General features: G+C 60.2%; 18 protein-coding genes. 4 read left to right on the top strand and 14 right to left on the bottom strand.

What is annotated here, in order from left to right:
* Positions 1 to 115: 115 nt before the first annotated feature.
* Positions 116 to 532 (top strand): MAPEG family protein, encoded by a 417-nt coding sequence (locus FHS83_RS15180; RefSeq protein ID WP_167083778.1) that lies wholly within the window; start codon positions 116 to 118, stop codon positions 530 to 532.
* Between the two features lie 48 nt (positions 533 to 580).
* Here the strand turns inward: FHS83_RS15180 and FHS83_RS15175 are convergent, their stop codons facing one another.
* Positions 581 to 937 (bottom strand): winged helix-turn-helix transcriptional regulator, encoded by a 357-nt coding sequence (locus FHS83_RS15175; RefSeq protein WP_167083777.1) that lies wholly within the window; start codon positions 935 to 937, stop codon positions 581 to 583.
* Between the two features lie 148 nt (positions 938 to 1,085).
* Here FHS83_RS15175 and FHS83_RS15170 point away from each other — a divergent pair, with 148 nt between their 5' ends.
* Positions 1,086 to 1,868: an SDR family oxidoreductase gene (locus FHS83_RS15170; RefSeq protein WP_167083776.1), complete on the top strand. Its 783-nt coding sequence runs from the start codon at positions 1,086 to 1,088 to the stop codon at positions 1,866 to 1,868.
* Between the two features lie 21 nt (positions 1,869 to 1,889).
* Here the strand turns inward: FHS83_RS15170 and FHS83_RS15165 are convergent, their stop codons facing one another.
* The 9 genes from FHS83_RS15165 to tpiA form a co-directional block, all read right to left on the bottom strand.
* Positions 1,890 to 2,150, bottom strand: coding sequence for a SemiSWEET transporter (locus tag FHS83_RS15165; protein WP_167083775.1), 261 nt, complete (start codon positions 2,148 to 2,150; stop codon positions 1,890 to 1,892).
* 149 nt (positions 2,151 to 2,299) lie between these two features.
* Entirely contained in the window at positions 2,300 to 2,989 is a 690-nt protein-coding gene (locus tag FHS83_RS15160) for a hypothetical protein (RefSeq protein WP_167083774.1), read from the bottom strand.
* 151 nt (positions 2,990 to 3,140) lie between these two features.
* Positions 3,141 to 3,977, bottom strand: coding sequence for a 3-deoxy-8-phosphooctulonate synthase (kdsA, locus tag FHS83_RS15155; protein WP_167083773.1), 837 nt, complete (start codon positions 3,975 to 3,977; stop codon positions 3,141 to 3,143).
* Between the two features lie 65 nt (positions 3,978 to 4,042).
* Positions 4,043 to 4,969 carry a rhamnogalacturonan acetylesterase gene (locus FHS83_RS15150; protein ID WP_208414881.1) on the bottom strand — a complete coding sequence of 309 codons (927 nt, stop codon included), beginning with the start codon at positions 4,967 to 4,969 and terminating at the stop codon, positions 4,043 to 4,045.
* Positions 4,970 to 5,088: 119 nt separating this feature from the next.
* Positions 5,089 to 5,982, bottom strand: a complete 894-nt coding sequence (locus FHS83_RS15145) for a polysaccharide biosynthesis/export family protein (RefSeq protein WP_167083772.1) — start codon at positions 5,980 to 5,982, stop codon at positions 5,089 to 5,091.
* A 239-nt stretch (positions 5,983 to 6,221) separates the two neighbouring features.
* Positions 6,222 to 7,856 (bottom strand): CTP synthase, encoded by a 1,635-nt coding sequence (locus FHS83_RS15140; protein ID WP_167083771.1) that lies wholly within the window; start codon positions 7,854 to 7,856, stop codon positions 6,222 to 6,224.
* A 305-nt stretch (positions 7,857 to 8,161) separates the two neighbouring features.
* The gene (secG, locus tag FHS83_RS15135; protein ID WP_167083770.1) at positions 8,162 to 8,491 is read right to left on the bottom strand and encodes a preprotein translocase subunit SecG; all 330 of its coding nucleotides are present in this window, start codon (positions 8,489 to 8,491) and stop codon (positions 8,162 to 8,164) included.
* A gap of 92 nt (positions 8,492 to 8,583) precedes the next feature.
* Positions 8,584 to 9,549 (bottom strand): response regulator, encoded by a 966-nt coding sequence (locus tag FHS83_RS15130; RefSeq protein ID WP_167083769.1) that lies wholly within the window; start codon positions 9,547 to 9,549, stop codon positions 8,584 to 8,586.
* A 128-nt stretch (positions 9,550 to 9,677) separates the two neighbouring features.
* Positions 9,678 to 10,448: a triose-phosphate isomerase gene (gene tpiA / locus FHS83_RS15125; RefSeq protein ID WP_344100930.1), complete on the bottom strand. Its 771-nt coding sequence runs from the start codon at positions 10,446 to 10,448 to the stop codon at positions 9,678 to 9,680.
* A gap of 76 nt (positions 10,449 to 10,524) precedes the next feature.
* Here tpiA and FHS83_RS15120 point away from each other — a divergent pair, with 76 nt between their 5' ends.
* Positions 10,525 to 12,414: a peptidyl-prolyl cis-trans isomerase gene (locus FHS83_RS15120; RefSeq protein WP_167083767.1), complete on the top strand. Its 1,890-nt coding sequence runs from the start codon at positions 10,525 to 10,527 to the stop codon at positions 12,412 to 12,414.
* Between the two features lies 1 nt (position 12,415).
* Positions 12,416 to 13,939: an anthranilate synthase component I gene (gene trpE / locus FHS83_RS15115; RefSeq protein ID WP_167083766.1), complete on the top strand. Its 1,524-nt coding sequence runs from the start codon at positions 12,416 to 12,418 to the stop codon at positions 13,937 to 13,939.
* Positions 13,940 to 13,987: 48 nt separating this feature from the next.
* Here the strand turns inward: trpE and FHS83_RS15110 are convergent, their stop codons facing one another.
* From FHS83_RS15110 to FHS83_RS15095, 4 genes are all read right to left on the bottom strand, one after another.
* Positions 13,988 to 15,055, bottom strand: a complete 1,068-nt coding sequence (locus tag FHS83_RS15110) for a divergent polysaccharide deacetylase family protein (protein ID WP_167083765.1) — start codon at positions 15,053 to 15,055, stop codon at positions 13,988 to 13,990.
* Between the two features lie 91 nt (positions 15,056 to 15,146).
* On the bottom strand, positions 15,147 to 16,139 hold the full coding sequence (locus FHS83_RS15105) for a phospholipase C/P1 nuclease family protein (protein ID WP_167083764.1): 993 nt from the start codon (positions 16,137 to 16,139) through the stop codon (positions 15,147 to 15,149).
* Positions 16,140 to 16,402: 263 nt separating this feature from the next.
* A complete protein-coding gene (locus FHS83_RS15100; protein ID WP_167083763.1) occupies positions 16,403 to 19,147 on the bottom strand; it encodes a TonB-dependent receptor in 2,745 nt (914 codons plus the stop codon).
* A gap of 427 nt (positions 19,148 to 19,574) precedes the next feature.
* Positions 19,575 to 20,420, bottom strand: coding sequence for a purine-nucleoside phosphorylase (locus tag FHS83_RS15095; RefSeq protein ID WP_208414877.1), 846 nt, complete (start codon positions 20,418 to 20,420; stop codon positions 19,575 to 19,577).
* Positions 20,421 to 20,426 lie beyond the last annotated feature (6 nt).

The following is a 20,426-nucleotide window of genomic DNA, read 5'->3' as shown; positions in this document are numbered from 1 at the left end:
CAAATTCGACCTCTTAAACGGCCCCCAAAAGAGCCCGAAAACAGGTCGTAAAACCAGAAATTCCTTGGTAAAACCCAGCCAACCATAAAATTGCTACAAGCTTGGGACAATCGTCATGCTGGCCTCACCGGTGGTACTCAGTTCCGCCTTTGTCACGATTCTTGCCGTGGCACTTTATTTCGTAACCTGCGTGAATGTCGGGCGGATGCGCTACAAGCATCACGTGAAAGCCCCAGCGATCACCGGCCCCCTCGAATTTGAATGCGCCGTGCGGGTGCAAATGAACACCCTGGAACAGCTCCCCGCCTTTGTGATCCTGCTCTGGCTCGCCACGGTGTTCTTCAGCCCCTATCCGCTCCTCGCCCCCTTGCTGGGCGTGGTCTGGCTGATTGGCCGCGTGCTGTTTTTCGTTGGCTATATGCAGGCGCCGGAAAAGCGCGCGTTCGGATTTATGACCAGCATGCTGACCGAACTCGCACTTCTCCTCTTGGCGCTGACAGGTGTCGTGCTCGCCTTCGGTGCGACCGCTTAAGGCCCGACCCAAGAGCAGCCATCACCAAGTTGCCGCGTTTCACAAAGCTCAGGCCTTTTCGGTCTGAGCGGCGGCGCTCATGGTTTCACGCTGTGCGCCCCAGGTGAGGAGCGCATCCAGCGCCGGGCATAGCGCCTGCCCCCATTCGGTGAGACAATAATCGACCTTCGGCGGCACAGTAGGATGCACGATGCGGCGCACCATTCCATCCTTCTCCATCTGACGAAGCTGCTGGCTCAGCATTTTCTGGGAGATGCCCGGAATGGCCCGTTCGAGGTCGGAAAAGCGCAGCACATGCCCTCCAAAGAGATGAAACAGGATCACGAGTTTCCAGCGCCCCTCGATGAATTTGAGCGCGCTCTCAACGCCTTCGGCGGCGGTTTCTCGTGTGTAGGAATGAGGCATACTTCCTCGTAAGGACCTTACTTTTTCGTGCGTTCTTGTCTTTTCGGGAAGCTAAGCCATTTTCGGTATCTCTACAATTCATCGAGGATATCGATCATGCTTCGTTACGCTTTCGCAGGACGCAAAACCGCGCGCCGGGAGTTCTCCCATGGGCTTTGATCTAGGCCTTAACGGAAAGCGCGCTTTGGTAACGGGCGGCACCAAAGGTGTCGGCGCGGCGGTGGTTCAGGCTTTGACCGTTGAAGGCGTGAGGGTGGCAACAACAGCCAGAACGGTTCCCGACAAAGCGTCGGGAAATATCCACTATATCGGCGCAGATCTGATGACGGCGCAAGGCTGCGCGAAAGTCGCCGAAGAGGTGCTGCAGGCGCTTGGCGGCATCGACATTGTGGTCAATGTGCTTGGCGGATCGAGCGCGCCAGGCGGCGGTTTCGCAGCCTTGACGGATGAAGAATGGCAGAAGGAGATTGATCAAAATCTGATGCCCGCAGTCCGGCTCGACCGTGCGCTGCTGCCCTCCATGATCGCGCAAGGATCAGGCGTGATCATCCATGTGACTTCGATCCAGCACACACTTCCGCTGCCAGACTCGACAACTGCCTACGCCGCGGCGAAGGCCGCACTGTCGACCTACAGCAAAAGCTTGTCGAAAGAAGTGACACCTAAAGGTGTCCGGGTGGTTCGGGTATCACCCGGATGGATCGAGACCGATGCGGCTGTGGCCCTCGCAGAGCGGCTCGCGAGGGATGCCGGGACCGATTATGAGGGCGGCAAGAAGATCATCATGAACGCGCTAGGCGGCATTCCGCTTGGGCGGCCTGCAAAGCCGGGCGAAGTTGCCGATCTGATCACCTTCCTGGCATCCAGCCGCGCCGCCTCCATTACTGGCACCGAATATGTCATCGATGGCGGCACGGTTCCCACCGCGTGAGGCTGGCTCTAACGCGGTTGTTCAGCCGTGCCTGAGTTTGAAGACCAGGATGATGGTCGTCATCACCAGCGCGGCTGAATTGCAGACGATCACCGGCCAATCCATGTTGAGAAGGCCGTAGGTCAGCCAGCACAGAAGGCCCACCGTCATCACCAGGAACATGCCGAGCGAGACGTCTTGGGTGCGCCGCGTCTTCCAGACCCGGATCACTTGCGGCAGATAGGCGGCGGAGGTGAAAATAGCGGCGGCAAAGCCGACAGTTTGGGAAATGGCGGAACTCATGGGCTGGCGTCTTCTTGGAGTGCGCGAGCCCCTTCCCATAGCAGCAAATTGCCGTTCCGCAATGAAACGGAACGCGAACACAAAGGCCACGACAATCGGCCGCCCCGGCCAAGAAAAAGGGCCGCAAAGAGCGGCCCTGGAGCGCGCGCTTAGCGGGACAGCTTAGAGCGGCGGCGGAGCAGTAATAGAAGCGGCAAAGCCAGAAGCGCGGTGGCCGGTTCAGGAATGCCCGGATTGCTGGACGATGCCGGATCGAATTCCAGCCAGCCTTGGCTCCAGCGCGCCAGGATACGATCCGAATTATCAATGGCCAGGAACTGAACCGATATCAGGTCTGCACCGAGCATGCTGTAGGCTTGCGGTGTGAGCTGAAGCGGTATGCCCGTGAGCGCAAAAGTCCCGCCAGGATTGGCGATAAACTCCGCCCAGAGATATTGCTGGCCGGACTGGCCGTAGATGTCAGACCCGATAAAGAGGTTATGATCATTGCCATCGGCGATGGCATAGGGCTCATCGATGGTGCAGCAGATCACGCCGGAGCTGTTCCAAAGATAAGAGGTGTTGATCGCGTATTGGGAGTCGCTGACGTTTCCGAAGAAATAGCCATTGGCGTTGGAGGATGCGGTCCAGGTGAAGGTATCGGCCGAGGTATCAAAGCCGAGATTGGCGGCGAAGAAACTCTGGAAATCGGCATTGCTGGGACCAGTACCTAGCGAAGAGCCATGTGATGTTACAGCGCAAGAAATGCCCGGTGTGCAGGAATGCGCATCATAAAGCAGCGCCGCCGAAGCCGGTGCACCAAGCATAAAAGCGGCGCTGAGCGCCAGAAGCGTTTTCATGTCCGTCCCCGTCTATGCAGTTTGAGATTGCAGTCCGGGGACTATCCCGAAAAACGTTAGTGACGCATACAATTATTTTTTGGATGCCGGTCGGCTCGCTGTGAACCCCACCTCAGGTAAGAAAAAGGGCCGCTCGAAGCGGCCCCTGGGTTTACTTTTTCACAATGGCGTCGATGGCGAGGAGTTCATCGAGAAGGCCCGGGAAGTCCTTCAATTTCAGCATATTCGGGCCATCAGAGGGGGCGTGATCAGGATCCTGATGCACCTCCATGAAGACCGCCGCCACACCTACCGCAACAGCAGCGCGCGCCAGATACGGCACCATGGTGCGGTCACCGCCCGTGGATGCGCCCTGCCCGCCCGGCTGCTGCACCGAATGGGTGGCATCGAACACCACCGGCGAACCGAAGCCCGCCATGATCGGCAGCGCGCGCATATCAGAGACCAGGGTGTTGTAGCCGAAGCTCGCGCCGCGCTCACAGGCGAGCACATTGGGATTGCCCGCGCCGGTCACTTTGGCGAGCACATTCTTCATATCCCACGGCGCCAGGAACTGGCCTTTTTTGATGTTGATCGCCTTGCCGGTCTCAGCCGCAGCGATGAGAAGATCGGTCTGGCGGCACAAAAAGGCCGGGATCTGCAACACATCGACGGCTTCGGCGACGGGAGCGCATTGCTCGCGCTCATGGATATCGGTGAGGACCGGCAGGCCCAGCTCTTCGCGGATGGCGGCGAAAATCGGCAGCGACTCTTTTAAGCCCATGCCGCGCTTGGCATTGGCGCTGGTGCGGTTTGCCTTATCGAAGCTCGATTTGTAGATCAGGCCGACGCCGGCTTTCTGGCAAATCTCTTTCAGCGCACTCGCCATCTCGAAGGCATGGGCCCGGCTTTCAAGCTGGCAGGGGCCAGCAATGATCGAAAGCTTCTTGGTGTTACTGATTTCGACGGAACCGACCTTGACGGTCGCATTGGGGGATACAGCGGTCATAGGGGCATTCTAGAGGGAGGTTTCGGCAGAGGAAACCCCTGCCCCCATGACGCTGTGAAGAGCTTTTACGGCAAAATGTCCCGCGAAAGCGCAGGCACCGCGCGCACCAACCCATCGGCGACAATCGCGGAGAAGTAGTCGGCGCCAGTGCGCCCGACATGGGTGTAATCGAAGCCGTAAGAGAAGCTGCCCTGGGGCCCGGTGGGATCAATGGGCTTGCTCGCCACCGGCTTGGCGATGCGTGAGGACGGCAGCGAATTTCCTGCCTTGGCAGCCTCATGCACATCTTCTGGCGGGGCGACTTCGGCAAGGCGCAAGCTTTCCACTGGCCCCAGCCCCTGCACCGCCGCGTGGCTGCGGGCATAAAGATCGACCAGCGGCACGTTCATCTCTTTGGCGACGGCGCGGACCTTCTCGGCCCAGGGATCAAGCCCGTGGTTCAAGCGGCCATTCGAAAAGGAGCGGATGGTTAGCGGCGTCAAAAGCACCGGCACCGCGCCGACCTTGCGCGCATCCAGCACATATTGGCGCAAATTCGCGGGAAATTCGGTTTCGAGATTGGTGGAGCGGCCCGCCTTGCCCGGCATGTCGTTATGGCCGAACTGGATCAGCACATAGGTCTCGCTGTAGGGGCCCTTCTCCATCTCATGCAGCGCGAAATCCCAGGCCCCTTCGGCGCGATAGGAATAGGTCGAACGCCCGCCGCGGCCCAGATTGACGCAAGCCGTCGCCATGTTCACATGCAGCGCACAAAACGAGCCGCCCCAGCCGCTATTGGGCTGGGTGGTGGAATCGCCCACCAGCACGATCTTCTTCATCTTGATCGGCTTCACCGGTGGACGCTCGGTGATGGAGGGATCGGTCACAGGCGACAGCGTGGTCGGCTCGGCCACCGGATTGGCGGGTTCCGGCGCAGGCTGGGCCACGGGTTGAGATTGGGCCAAAGCCGGGACAGCAAACAACACAGCGGCAGCCAAGATTTGGCGCATCATCGCCCTCTAATTCTCACGCGTTTCCTTGGGCGAAAGATGTAGCGGCGGGCGTCCGGCTTGTCACCGCAGAACGCGCAGAATGCGTCATCAAAGCGTTGTGATGCGCAAAATCGCTCAAATTATTTCAGGAGGTAAGCCACCGTGGCGAAGGGCGAAATGATCGGCGAGAGCAAGGTCATGATCGCCCAATAGGTGCTGCGGCGGACCCGCACCACATCGCCAGGGCGAATGCGGGTGGTCTCGTCGGCAGCAAGCTCGTGCTCGCGGCTTTCGCCTTGATGGCGGATGTAGATCGTGTCGGTCACGGCGCGGTCGGTATAGCCGCCTGCGAGCGCGATCGCGTTCGGTGCCGACATCGCATTCACATAGGCATACTCACCCGGCTTGGCGACTTCGCCGAGGATATAGAAAGGCCGGTAAGAGAGGATTTCCACGGCGACGCGCGGCTGCACCAGATAGCCGCCATTGATCAAGGAGTCGGCGATGCGGCTTTCAAGGCCGAAGCTGGTGAGCCCTGCGGCCTGCACCTGCCCCACCAGCGGCAGACGCACAAAGCCCTGCCCGTCGATGGTGAAATCACCGGTCAGATCGCCTTCGCCGAAAACGATGACATGCAGCTTGTCGCCAGGCCCTAAGCGATACAGCCCATCCTCGCCCTGGCGCAGCGCGCTGATGGTGATGTGCTCATCCGGGTTCTGCGCGGGATTGGCAGCGGAATAGGCTGCCGGGGCGGCCGAAGACCTGAGCTGTGCAGGCGGAGTGGAGGCTGTCGCGGGATTGCGCGGGGCATCCGGCGCGAGACGGGCGGCATCTCCGGAGGGCGCCACCGAGACACGCTCCGTGGGCGCGGAAAGCGGGGCATCATCAGGCGCCGACTGGACCGAATAATGCGGCGGAGACGGCGGGATATGCTGCGGGGCGGCATATTGGGGCGCGGTTTGAGCGGTGTTCTGGGCAACCGTTTGGGGCAGTTGCGCCGGGGTGATGACGCGCGCGGGCGCGTTTTGAGCCATTGCGCCTATCGCGCAGGCTACCAACACCGCAAAGCCGAACAGGACAGACCGCCAACCCATATCCCGACAATACCGGGCGGTGGGTTTAGGAATTGCTAAGGAAGGCAATGTCGAATGGTTAAGTCAGCATCATAAAGCCGAGCAAATCCAGCGAAAACCCAGCTCCAAAACACAAATGGCCGGGTTGCCCCGGCCATTCGGATTTGCGTGCGGTGAGAAGAGCCCCCTCACCCGGTTCGTTACACCAACCTCGACTGTCGCACCGCGGCTGCGATGAAGCTTTTGAACAGGGGGTGCGGGTCGAAAGGCTTCGACTTCAGTTCGGGGTGGAACTGCACGCCGATGAACCAGGGATGCGCCGGTTCGGGGATTTCCATGATCTCGGGGAGGCGCCCGTCGGGCGACCAGCCGGAAACCTGAAGCCCGCATTCGGCGAGCTGCTTCACGTAATTGACGTTCACCTCATAGCGGTGACGATGGCGCTCGGAGATCGTGGTCGAGCCATAGACTTGCGCCACATGGCTGCCCGGCGTTAGCGCCGCGGGGAATGCGCCAAGGCGCATGGTGCCACCAAGGTCAGCGGTTTCCGAACGCGTCTCGACCTGATTGCCCTTCACCCATTCCGTCATCAGCGCGATGACGGGGTTCTTGGGATGGCCGTTTTCGCTCGTGTTCGCGTCGTCAAGACCAGCCATATCACGCGCGGCTTCGATCACCGCCATGTGCAGGCCGTAGCAGATACCGAAGAACGGCACCTTGTGCTCGCGGGCGAATTTCACCGCTTCGATCTTGCCTTCCACACCGCGCTCGCCAAAGCCGCCCGGCACCAGAATGCCGTGGACATGCTCCAGGAACGAGGCCGCGTCGTCACGTTCGAAGATGGTGGAATCGATCATCTCGACCCGCACCTTGACGTTATTGGCGATACCGCCGTGCGTCAGGGCTTCGTTCAGCGATTTGTAGCTGTCCTTGACCTGCATGTACTTGCCGACGACGGCAATGCGCACTTCGCCTTCCGGATTGGTGACGCGATCCACCACCCAATTCCACTTGGAAAGATCGGGGTTCGGCGCATCGTTGATGCCGAAGACTTTCAGAAGCTGGGTGTCGAAACCCACTTCGTGATAGGCGATCGGCGCGCGATAAATGGTCGGCAGATCGAGCGCGGGGATCACGCGTTCCGCCGGAATGTTACAGAACAGGCCGATTTTGCGGCGTTCGTCGTCCGGCAAGGGTTTTTCCGAACGGCACAGAAGGATGTCGGGCTGAATGCCGATCGCGCGCAGCTCTTTCACCGAGTGCTGGGTCGGCTTGGTCTTGAGTTCGCCCGCGGCTTCCAGATACGGCACCAGCGTCAGATGCACGAAGGCATGTTGATCGCGGCCAACTTCATTGCCGAGCTGACGAATGGCTTCAAAGAACGGCAGGCCTTCGATGTCGCCCACCGTGCCGCCGATTTCGCAGAGCAGGAAGTCGAGGTCTTCGGTCCCCGCCAGGATGAATTCCTTGATCATGTCCGTGACATGCGGAATCACCTGCACGGTGCGGCCGAGATATTCGCCGCGGCGTTCCTTCTCGATCACTTGGCTGTAGATGCGCCCAGAGGTGATGTTGTCGGCCTTCGAGGAGGCAACACCCGTAAAGCGCTCATAATGGCCGAGGTCGAGATCGGTCTCTGCCCCGTCATCGGTGACATAGACTTCGCCATGCTGATGCGGGCTCATCGTGCCCGGATCGACGTTGAGATAAGGGTCGAGTTTCCGCAAACGGACTTTATAGCCACGTGCTTGCAGAAGGGCTCCAAGAGCCGCCGAGGCAAGGCCTTTTCCGAGGGAAGAAACCACGCCGCCAGTGATAAAGATCAGTCGCGCCATGGAAGTCCACCATGGCGAAAGAGTTTGCCTTTCTCAAGGACAAAAACGTCCCGAAAGACGGGCTTTTTTTGTTTTTCTGTCACAGCTCGAACCATCTGACTTCACACAGGTTTTTCACGCACCCCAAAGCCGCAGCGGCTCTGGGGCTATACTTGTTCCACAATTTTCACGATGCGGGACGCCGGATGCCGTCCGCTGATTGTTCGCCACACGAATCATGCGCACCCCGTGGGCTGGCGCGCACAGCCATGCTTCGTCACAGCGCAACGTGGCGTGCGACGAAAACAGGCAGCATTAAATTCCGATCAGTGCGGGGTGGGAACCGCCGGGCCCTGGGGCGCCTTCTGCACAGGCGCGGTTTTCGCGGGCGCCGTGTCGAGAATCGAAGCCGCAGGCTTGTGGGTGTGCGCCACCAAAAGGTTCAGCGCGAGGCACACCACAAAAAAGGCAACCGCCAGATAGGCGGTGGTGCGGGTCAGCGTATCCGCCGCGCCGCGGGGGCTGAAAAGACCGCCCATGCCGCCGCCCGAACCGCCGCCAATACCCAGTGCACCGCCCTCAGAGCGCTGCAGCAGGATGAACACGATCAACAGGACCGCGATGACGAGTTCGATGGTCAGAAGCAGGGTTTGCATGACTTGGCCTTTCCGGAAGCCGCGCTTTTAGAGGATCAGGCGCGGCTTGGGAAGCGGCCCAATCCACCCGGCGGAACACATCTGTGAGAAAATTATCCCACCTGCTTCAAATCGGGAACATCTGCCGCGGGCTCGGGGCGGTTGCGGATCATGGTCACCACCTCGTCCAGCGCCTGCAGGTGGTCAGCACGTGGCAGCTCCGGACTGACAATCTGGTTGAGGTTGAGCGCCGCCTGCCCCAAAAGATGCATGGACGCATTGCGGTCCACCCCGAAATAGAGCCCCTCCACCGCCGTTTTGATCGAATCACACCAGTGCTGCGCGGCATCGATGCCGTTTTCGACGCAGCGTTTGGCGACCACCAGGGCCAAAGCCTGCAGTTTGGCGAGATTGGGGTCCGTTGCCGGGTTCTCGCTATCCTGCAAAAGCCGCCAGAGGGCGCAGATCTGGAACACCTCACGGCGCAATTTCTCGCTCCAAAGCAGATCCAGAGCGACGCGTAACTCCTGTTGGAGCTTATAGGCCGCTTCCTGCTGCAACATGCCGTCGGCCACCTTCATCTTGAGCGAGTTCGGCGGCTGAAAAAGAGGAATTTTCGAGACGCGATTCGGGTCGCTGCGCCGGTCCGGACCGATATAATCATGGGTGACGACGAACTGCTTGCGCCGCTCGACGTGGCTATCAATGCGCGCTTTGAGAAGATTGGCCGTCAAAGGCCGCAAGATAAGGTCGTCAGCGCCCGAATTGAGCACTTGGTGGACCAGTGCCCGGCTCTTTTCCCAAGCGGTGACGATAATGACCAGGAACGGATTAACGTGGGTCCCGCTCTGGCGGACCGCCTGAATCATTTTGCAGAGCTCGTCTTCGGAGCCCTCGGCCTCACAAAACACCAGATCAGGCGGGGAATAGCGAAGCGCGTGGTCCAACGCGGCGAGCATGCCGCAGGTCGTAACCTTCTTGAATCCCAGCGTGTAGAGCGCCCCGCGGGTGGCATTGCGGTGTCCCGCTACCGGATCATAGACCAGCACATCTGCTGTTTCGTAATTCAGCTTGGGCATGCGTCCCACCACTCCTTGTCAAACACTCTGCAGGGCAGAAGGTTAAGGAATGGTGGGGGCCACATAGTTAAGGCCTTGGATAATATATAATATTCAGCCTTTTAAGCAGTTTTGAATGCTGCCCGCGATTACGGAGCCGCGTCCACGATGGTGAGGAAATCGGCGGCCTTGAGGCTCGCCCCGCCCACCAGCGCACCGCCGACTTCCGGCTGGCTGAGGATTTCCTTGGCGTTTTTCGGGTTCACCGAGCCGCCATACAGGATCTCGATCTTGGCGCCCGCATCGCCGAAACGCGCCACCAGCTCCTTGCGGATATGGGCGTGCATCTTGACGATATCTTCGGCGGTCGCGGTGCGGCCGGTGCCGATGGCCCAGACGGGCTCATAGGCGATCGCGACGATGTGAGAAGCCGCATCGGCGGGCACGCTGTTCGCGAGCTGGGTGCTCACGACTTCATATTCCTTGCCCGCGACTCGCTCGGCTTCCAATTCGCCGACGCAAATCATGACGCCGAGGCCCGCACGCCAGCCAGCTTCCGCCTTGGCCGCGATCACAGCATCGGTTTCGCCATGGTACTGGCGGCGCTCGGAATGGCCCACGATGGTCCAGGTCGCCCCGGCATCCTTCAGCATTTCCGCGGAAATATCGCCCGTGAAGGCGCCCGACACCTTGGCATGGCAGTCCTGGCCGCCGACGCCGATGGCGGAGCCGGCTTCCTTAACCACCCGGGTGAGTAGAGTCGCAGGCGGGCAAATCACCACTTTCAGCCCCGGCCGCGCTTTTAAGCCAGCCACCAAGGCCCGAACCTCCGAAAGGGAGGCATCAAGGCCATTCATCTTCCAGTTTCCTGCGATCAACAAGCGCATCTCCTTGCCGTTATGAGGGCCCCTCCCTATCATCCGCCGCCTTGCGCCGCCATGCGATTTCATAGCCCTCCCCCGGGGCCTAAAGTCCCGGACAAAGAACGGTACCGATATGCTTCAGGAAATGCGGAAATACTCCAAGTCCAAGCTCGCCAATGTCCTTTTGGGCATTTTGGCTCTGAGCTTCGTTTCCTGGGGGGCGGGCAGCTGGATGTATGGCAACACCGATACCTCGGTCGCCAAAGTGGGCGGGGTTGCCATCGATCAACAGGATTTCCGCCGCGACTACGCCAATATGGTCCGCAACGAGGCTAACCGCCGGGGTGAAGCCACCCTGTCGCCGGAAGAGGCCAAGCAGCTCAAGATCGCTGACGCGGTGCTCGACCAGAAGGTGAATTCGCTCGCCATCGACAATGTGGTGCACAAGCTCGGCCTCACCGCTTCTGATGCGCAGGTCGTGGCCATGATTCACCGCATCCCGGCCTTCTCTGGCCTGACCGGCCAGTTCGACCGCGCCACCTTCCAGAAGACCATCGAGCGCATTGGTTATACCGAGCAGGGCTTCATTGAATTGATGCGCGCCGATACCGCCCGCATTCAGCTCATCCAGGCCATCGAGGGCGGGTTCCGCGTGCCGGGCGGCTATGCGAAGCTGCTCTACACCTATCTCGCCGAAGCGCGCGCGGCCGACTACATCGTGGTCGACGCCAAATCGCTGGGCACCATCCCCACCCCGAGCGATGCGGTGCTGCAGGCCTTTGTGCAGGCCCATGCGAACGCCTTCTCGACTCCCGAATATCGCGACGTGACCTATGCGTACCTCACGCCGGAAGACGTAGCCCCCACGGTCAAAGTGACCGACGAGCAGATCAAGCAGGCCTATGACGAAGCCAAGGACACTTATAACGTCCCCGAAAAGCGCGATGTGCAGCAGCTGAATTTCACCAGCGAAGCTGCCGCCAAAGCCGCCGCGGAAAAGGCCAAGACCGGCTTTGATCAGCTCACCAATGAAAAAGGCGAAAAGCCCGTCACGCAGAGCGCGATGAGCCCGGTCGATCTTGATCCTGCGATTTCCAAAGTGGTGTTCGCCCTGCCCAAGGATGGCATCAGCCAGCCCCTGAAGACCCCGGCAGGCGCTTATGCAATCTTCAAGGTGACCGCGATCACGCCGGGCATCTCCAAGAGTCTGGACAGCGTGAAGGACGAAATCCGCACCAAACTCGCCCAAGAGCTGGCGGTCGCCAAGCTGACCGATGTCTCCAACGCCTATACCGACGCATCGAGCGGCGGCATGTCGATGGCCGATGCGGCCAAGAAGGTCGGCATGAAATCGGGCCGCGTCAACGCGATGGACGCAAACGGCTTCGCGCCGGATGGCCAGAAGGCAGCGGCGCCGGACGATCAGGAATTCCGCAACATCGCCTTCCATGCCGAAGCCGGTGAAGAAGGCGATCCGCAGCAGACCAGCAAAGGCGCGATCTATGTCGCCCTGGTCAACAGCGTGACGGCACCCAAGGTGAAGCCGCTGGATCAGGTGCGTGACAAAGCTCTCGCCGCCTGGACCGAGGTGGAACGCGCGCGTCTCTTGAAGAAGAAGGCGCAGGATCTGGCTGCCGAAGCCAATCGCGAGAAGAGCCTCGACAATGCCGCCAAATCGATTGGTGCCAGCGTGCAGAAGAGCCCGCGCCTGACGCGCCAGACCAATGACGACACCTTCTCGGATGCGCTGGTGGCCTCGCTCTTTGCCGCCAAGCCCGGTGAAACCGTGCAAGGCCCCAAAGGCAAGAGCGGCGATTACATCGTGGCGCGCGTGACCGGCATTGCCCATCCGCAGGTGCCCGACAAAGGCCCCGGCCTGCTGGCGCTGGTGCAGGGTCTGTCGGGTCAGGTCGGCTCGACGGTCACCGAATCCTATGTCGCCGAACAGAAGGCGGTGCAGAAGGTCACCTATAACCGCAAGAATCTCGACAGCGCGGCCGGTGGCGGCGCCGAGGCGCAGTAATATGGCGATTGAACCCGATTTTACGGCCTTTGCGGCGGGCTATGAAAATGGCCAGCCGCAAGTCCTTTACACGCGGCTGATCGCCGATCTGGAGACGCCGGTTTCAGCCTATCTGAAGCTGGCGGAGGGCCGTCAGAACGCCTTTCTTCTGGAGAGCGTGCAAGGCGGGGAAACCCGCGGGCGCTATTCGATTGTCGGGTTGAAGCCGGACCTCATCTGGCGTTTCAAAAACGGCAAGGCCGAGATCAATCGCAATGCCCGCGCCGATGCCGACGCCTTCGAGCCGGACGCGGAGACCAATCCACTCACCTCGCTGCGCGGTCTTCTGAAAGAGACGCGTATGACCTTGCCCGCGGGCCTGCCGCCGATGGCGGTGGGGCTTTACGGCTATCTTGGCTATGACATGGTGCGGCTGATCGAGAAGCTGCCCAATGTGCCGCCTGATACGCTGGGCTTGCCCGATGCGATATTGATGCGGCCCTCCATTGTGGCGATCTTCGATTCCGTGCGCGATGAAATCGTGCTGGTGTCGCCGGTGTGGCCGCAGGCAGGTGTCGATGCCCGCGCCGCATATGCCCGCACCGCCGAGCGCATCAACGACACTATCGCCGATCTGGAACGCCCGCTGCCGGTGAGCCCCGCGCTGCCCGAAGGCGCGCTGGAAGGCGGCCCCGTGCAATCCAATATGGCCCATGACGACTATCTCGCCATGGTCGCCAAGGCCAAAGAGTACATCCTGGCAGGCGATATTTTTCAGGTCGTCCCCAGCCAGCGTTTCCGCCGGCCCTTCAACCTGCCCTCCTTCTCGCTTTATCGCGCGCTGCGGCGGCTGAACCCTTCACCTTATCTCTATCACCTCGCCTTCCCCGGTTTCTCCGTGGTCGGATCAAGCCCGGAAGTGCTGGTGCGCTTGCGCGATGGCAAAGTGACGATCCGGCCGATCGCCGGCACGCGCTGGCGCGGCAAGACTCCGGAAGAAGACAAGGCGCTGGCCGAAGAGCTTCAGGCGGACCCCAAAGAGCGCGCTGAGCATCTGATGCTGATCGATCTGGGGCGCAATGATGTTGGCCGCATCGCCAAGACCGGCAAGGTCACGGTGACGGATAGCTTCTTCATTGAGCGCTATAGCCATGTGATGCATCTGGTCTCGAACGTCGAAGGCGAAATCCGCGACGATCTCGATGCGGTGGATGCGCTGGCGGCAGGACTTCCCGCAGGCACGCTGACAGGCGCGCCGAAAATCCGGGCCATGGAAATCATCGACGAGTTCGAGAAGGAAAAGCGCGGCGCCGCCTATGCGGGCGCGGTCGGCTATTTCGCGGCGGATGGCTCGATGGATACCTGCATCATGCTGCGTACCGCGCTGGTGAAAGACGGCACCATGTATGTGCAGGCGGGCGGCGGCATTGTCGCCGATAGCGTGCCGGAGGCGGAGTATCAGGAGACGGTCAACAAAGCCAAAGCCCTGATGAGCGCCGCCGATGAAGCTGTGCGATTTGCGAGCGCTGGCAAGCGGGGGCAATAAAAAAAGCGAGTAGCGAAAGTGGGCAGGCCCAGCCGTTGGTCAACATCCCTATTGGCTACTCGCTATTCGCCCTTTCTTCACCCCCATATCGAGTTCCGTCTTCAGCCGGATCGCCTCTGAGGCGGGAATGAGCTGAATGCCCTTCAGCCCAGCGCACCAACGGGTGACGAGATCGAGCGTGGCTTTGTGGGGATGGCCGATGCCGATGGCTACGCCTTCCACCCGCGCGATCCGTTCCAGCTCGCGCAATTGCTGCGCTACCGCATGGCTGTCTTGGTCATCATCGAGGAAGACATCGCGATCCGCGCTCGGCACGCCAAAGCCGCGCGCCACCGGCACCACCTGGCTCGACGGCGAGGTGCGTGAATCTAGGAAGAAGATGCCTTGGCCGTAAAGCGCCTCGGCCACCGGCACCAGCGCAGCACGGTCAGCGGTGAAGACGCTGCCTTCGTGATTGTTGATCCCGGCATAACCTTCCACCCGCGACAACGCCCAGGCGAGACGGCGTAAGTTCTCCTGCACCGGCAGTCCGCGCCAGAGTCCACTCTTCAAAGAGCCGTCGCGATCCTGCACCGCTTCCATGGGCACATGCACCAGGATTTGATGGCCGACATCACGCGCCTCGCGCACCAGACGCGGAGTTTCGGATGGGTATGGCAAGAAGGAGAGCGATACGCCCTTCGGCAGCGCGATGGCACGGCGGGTCTCAGCCACGTCATTACCAAGATCATCGATCACCAGCGCGATCACCGGCTGGCGTGGGGCTTCCGGCACCGTAAGAACAGGTGCAACCGCCTCGGCATCCTCCTGCGATGCGCGCAACTCCGCATCGGGTACGGACGAAAGCTCGTTCTCATCCGATAGCGGCCGCAGAATTGGCGCAGTGGAAACTGCCGCAAAGGAACCACGCAAGGCGGGCGCGGGAATCCGGGGCGCGACGCTGGCTTGGGCCTCGAATACGGCTGCGGGCGTGACGAGATCGGCGAGCACAGGTAGTCCGTATACGGCGCTAGGCGCACCAATCACCACTGCCAAGGAAAGCAGCGCCCAGAATGCCGCCTCGAAACCGGCACGCGCGCGCGAATTCCGCCTGGGCGAGCCGAAGTCACGACTCACCGGCGGACAATCGCGATTCGGATTCCTGCGGGACATAGATAAGTACCGCGCAGGCGACAGAAGAAGTCAACGCGGCACAAACTTGAGATGTTCACTCGCCAAGGTTGGAAAGTTCGACCTTGCCTGATTCGATGTCGCTGATCTTCTTAGGCGGATAGCCGACGCCGAGATCCGATGAATGATGCCAGGCATCAACGATCAGATCGCGCAGCTCGGCCGCCCCGGCTGCGAGGCGCTTGGTGATGAAGGCGTCCATTTCCGGGGATTTTTTGGAAATACCGACCTGCTTTTCCAAGCGATAGAGCGGAACCACCTCTGCGGCATCTGCGGAAAGATATTCGGCGGTGCGTACCGAAATGGTGCAGGCGCAGTCCCTATAGGCGGGCATTGCTGCAATCACGTCTTTCTCGTGGATGTTGTCACGGACGTATTTCGATTCGAAAGGCGAATGAATCTTCGCCTCGGTGAAGCCTTCGGGGTTCGGATATTTGCCCCAGCCATTGAAATGCACGGTGGCATGCAAAGGCTGCGAGCCATCGCCGACAAAATGCGTCCAGTAGCCGAGATCGTGCAGGATGATCGCTTCGCGCCAGACCCGCTCTTTGGCAAAGCGCGTGCGATCCTCAGCGGTCTTGCCGTTCTTCTCGCCATAAACATCAAGCCGCCACATGGCGAATTCCTTGGCCAGAAGATCGAAGCCCTGCTCTATCGCATAAGGCAGATAGCCCGCCCCATACTGATCGGACCCCGCAGCTCGCAGCGCATCGTCATATTTCTTGCGGGTGTCGGGCAGCGCCTTCAGATCGGGACCGCCATTGACCCTCATCGCGTCGTCCACATCGACGAAATGCGCCGCGCTGTGTTCGTCGTCGAAGGACTTCGAGGCACCCTTTTCGCGGTCGGCCTCCGGAGCAAGATAGGTCATGGCGGCCACCGCTTCAGGCGCGCGCAGAAAGGCCGGGACTTCCGCTGGGAGGGCCTGCAGGCCAGCAGAGGCCACGATGCGATGCCCATCAGCGCCCCAACCGAAAGCGCTGGACGACAAAACTACACCAGCGACGGCGCAGACGAGGACAGAACGCATGACCTACCCTTTTGGCTTGAAGCGCAGGCGTTATGGCAGCTTGTCCGGGCGACCGAAAGCGGTCAGCGCACCACAGTCGCGTGAACTGCGGTGCAGCATCAGATGCGAGTGAGACTTGCCGCGTATACGGAGGGCTTAGCCTCTCTAGAGCTCCCATAAAAGCTGTGGATGGTTCATCTTGCCGCCATCTTCCGGCAAGGCATTCAAAACAAAACCGGCCGGGATTTCTCCCGGCCGGTCTGTTATCCGAAGTACGCCTAGGCTTAGTAGCGCAGCGTAAGAGCGGTCGAGAAGGTACGCGGGTTGCCGATGTTGGCGTACGGGATGCTGGTGCAGCCCGAGGTCGGCGTCGTGCCCGGCGTCCAGCAGGTGTAGTTCGACATGCTGCCGAAGTAGTGCTTGTTGAACAGGTTGTCGACGTTGAAGCGCAGATCCGAGTTGGTCAGGCCGACATCGTCGAGGTCGAACTTGGAGTCGAGGTTGACCGTGTAATAGTCAGGCACGAAGGCGTTGTTGTCTTCGGTCTGATTACGGCGGCCGACATACTTCGCACCGACACCGATGTTCCACCACTTGGTGATGTCATAGCTGGCGCGGCCGGACATCGACCACTTCGGCGTTTCCGAGAGCTGCTTGTTCAGCGTGTTGGCGAAGCCGCCGCCGACAGCGATGTTCTCGGTGATGCGGGCGCGGACATAGCCGACGTTCGCATAAAGGGTCAGATCTTCCGTGGCCTTGTAGTTGGATTCAAAGTCAAAGCCCGAGAAGTTCACGCCCTTCACGTTGTGATCGAAGTAGGTGTTGGTCGAGATTTCATAGCTCGAGACGATGCGGTTATGCACCTGCGAGTTCCACAGGATCAACGCGGCCTGCAGGTCTTCGCCAAGGTAGCGATAGCCGATCTGATAGGTCGTGGAGGTTTCCGGCTTGGTGCCCGCGGTGAAGCGGAATGGCGTGGTCGCATCGGTCGTGACCGAGTTCGTCGCCGTGTAGAGGTTATCCGTACGCGGAGCAGCCAGTTCCTGGGTATAGGTCGTGAAGAACTGATGTTCCTTGCCCAGCGGCGCGAAGGTCAAGCCGAGATGCGGCAGGAACTTGCTGTAGCGCAGCGTGGACTGCAGGTTGAAGTTACTGTTGGTCTTGCCGCTGCCATCGGACGGACCGACATATTTGGTGTCCTTGGCGCCCGGAGTGGCCGACACCGTGTAGTAATTCAGCGCGGCGTTGTAATAGCCCATGGTCTGCGTGGTGCAGAAGGCAGTCGACGAACCGGCCTGCTCATAGCAGTACTGATTCAGGCGGCGTTCGAACCACGGATTACGGAAGCCGACGGTGGTCTGAACCATGCCGTCCAGCCAATCACCTTCCCAGTCAAAGCCGATCTGGTTCATCACCGCATAGGACTTGCGATCGCGATAGCGAACCGGCGTGCCGTCAGCAGAGATCACAGCCTGGGCGCCATCATTGGCCACCGGACCGAAGGGATTGTAGAAGCCGTTCAGGCCGTTGATCAAGCCATTGCGGCCGGTTTGGCGATGCAGACCCCAGTCCAGGGTGTAGGCGACCTGGAAGGTCTGGGTATCCGTCAAACGATAGATCAGCGAGGACGACAGGCCGTAGCGACGGGTGTTGGTGACGCTCGGGGACTGAACTTCGACCGTGTCCTTCACATCGCCGTCGCCATTGAGGTCGCAGCCAACGCCCGCGATGCAGCCAAACGGCGTCGTGGTGGTCGCAGGAGTCGCGGCCTTCACGGTGGTACCGATCAGCTTAGAATCCGTTTCCGACAGGTTGTTGGTAGTCGTGCCGCCGGTCGCCAGAGTGTACTGGAAGTTGGCGTCAAGAGTGGCGGTCAAGCCCGGCAGGAGGCGCCACAGCGAGGAGAAGCGGATATTGCCGGTGTCGGACGGATTGATGCGGGTCTTATAATAGTTGCCGCAAGTCGTCATCGTGTAATCGGCAACGCCCGCCTTGGGAGCCGCAGCCGGGCTGGTGTTGTCGGCAGGGGCGTTCTTGTTAGCAATCTGAGCCGGAGTCTGAACGCGGTTGTAGACGCACTGGTTGGTGTAATCGCGATCCCAACCATCCGCGCTGTAAGAAGAGCTGGAGTTGGCGAAGAGCGGGTTGGCGATATAGCCGCCGCCATTGGGGTTCTTGATCACTTCGATCTGCGAGGCGACCTTGGGATCAAAGCCAGTCGTGTCCGGAGTATAATAGGGGCTGTAGATGTTGTTGTTCCGGTTGACGTTCCAGTGGCCAGCGAGGCTGAACCAGCCGAGATCGCCCATATCCTGATAGATCTTCAGGTTGCCCTGGATCTTCTTCAGATAGCCCGCGCCCTTGAACTTATCGTTGCTCTGATAGGAGAAGCTGCCGAAGGCAGTGGTGCCGAAGGGACCGAAGGCGCCGGTGTCGATACGGCCGAAATAGCGCTGCGAATTGAATTCACCGAAGGAGACGACGGCTTCGCCGCCAAACTCATCATGCGGCTTGTCGGAAGTGATCGCGATCACGCCACCCGTGGCCGCCGCGGTCGGGCTGTCCACGTCGGTCGCGCCCTGCAAGGCCGAGATGCGATCCACGACTTCGGAATCAAGCATCTGGTTGGTGTAGATGGCGTAATTGCCGGTATCGTTCAGCGGCATGCCATCGAGGGTCAGCGAAATGTGGTTACCGTCCTGGCCGTGCATGCGGATGCTGCCGCCGGAGGTGCCATAGGGGTCGTTATTGGTGAAGTTCACGCCGGGCATGAAGTTCAACGCCTGGAAGATCGTCTGACCAGCCGTCTGGGTCTTCAAAAAGTCGCTGGTGATGACGGACTTTTCCTTGGCGACCGGAGCGGCATTCATCAAGCCGTTGAGGTTCATCCGGGTGCCGGTGACGGTCACAGTTTCAACGTCCTGCGTACCCGTGGACTGGGCGAACGCCGGCGTCAGCGAGAACGCGAACGGCAACGCCAGAATGGCGACCGGGCACACGCTCCCGAACAGCTTCGTCGTAACTTTCATCTAGTCTTCCCCTCGTAAGGTCCATTTTGTGGGCACCGCATCTGGCGGTGCGTACTCATCGCCGCTTAACAGGGGGGGCGGCTTGGCGCGTTGTGGCCGTGCTTCTTTCGAAACACTCACGTTTTAACGCGCCCTACTCCCCCTACCGCCCCGAAAACCCGCGGAACGATAATTCGCATTTGCAGCAAACTGCCACGGCAGCAGCTTCCCTTTACGGGACTTAACACATTGCTTTTGTGACAAAGAAGTCGCCCGAAAAGCACACTGACCTTAAAAAAACAAACCTAGGTTGGAGGTTTGCAAGACGCTGAAATTGAAGCGCTTCGTCAATTTTCGCTATACGTGTAAATACGCGCCATTTTGTTGCCCGAGGTCCTAACCTCGGGCATTAAAAAGTATGACAGTTCTATTGCAGTGCAACAGGCGCCTAAATTTTGCGCAAGAATTGTCGCAGCATTCCCTCGAGATTTATCCCCGCTTTTTCAGCGGTCGCGAGGGTCTCGGTATGGGTGAGAAGCTCGGAGGCGATGCCCGTCCCGTAATTGGTGACAATGGAAACGCAGGCGACCTTCATCCCGCAATGTCGGGCGACCAAGCATTCCGGCACGGTGGACATGCCAACCACATCAGCACCGAACTTGGCGTACATGCGGATTTCGGCAGCGGTCTCGAAATTGGGGCCGAGCACGAAAACATAAACCCCCTTCTTGACCTCGACACCGGCCTCGGCGGCGGCTTCCTCGAGCTTGGCGCGCAGCTCCGCATCATAAGGCTCGCTCATCTCCGGGAAGCGCGGCCCGATGCTCTCGTCATTGGGGCCGATCAGCGGGTTGAACTGAGAGAAATTGATGTGGTCCTCAAGGATCACCAGGGAGCCCGGCGACATCTCTTTATTAAGGCCGCCACAGGCATTGGTGAGGATAAGCTGCTTGACGCCGAGCTTGCGCAAAATGCGGATCGGCGCGGCAATAGCAGAGCCGGGATGGCCCTCATAGGCATGGATCCGCCCCTGCATCACCGCGATGCGCTTGCCGGACAGAGTGCCGACGACCAGATTGCCCGAATGGCCCACGACGGTGGAGCGCGAAAAGCCCGGGATCTCCCCATAGGGAATGACAGTCGCCTCTTCCAGCGCGGCGGCGAAACGGCCAAGGCCGCTGCCGAGCACGATGGCGGTATCGGGGAAATCGGCAATGCGCTCCGAAACGGCACGCACGCCCTGCGCGAGAAGATCGCTCATCTGGCTAGCCTGGCTGGTTTGTTGCTGGGTCATGGAAGC

Origin of the sequence: Rhizomicrobium palustre, assembly GCF_011761565.1 — a bacterium.
Taxonomy (GTDB): domain Bacteria; phylum Pseudomonadota; class Alphaproteobacteria; order Micropepsales; family Micropepsaceae; genus Rhizomicrobium; species Rhizomicrobium palustre.
This window is presented reverse-complemented; position numbering and strand designations above follow the sequence as displayed.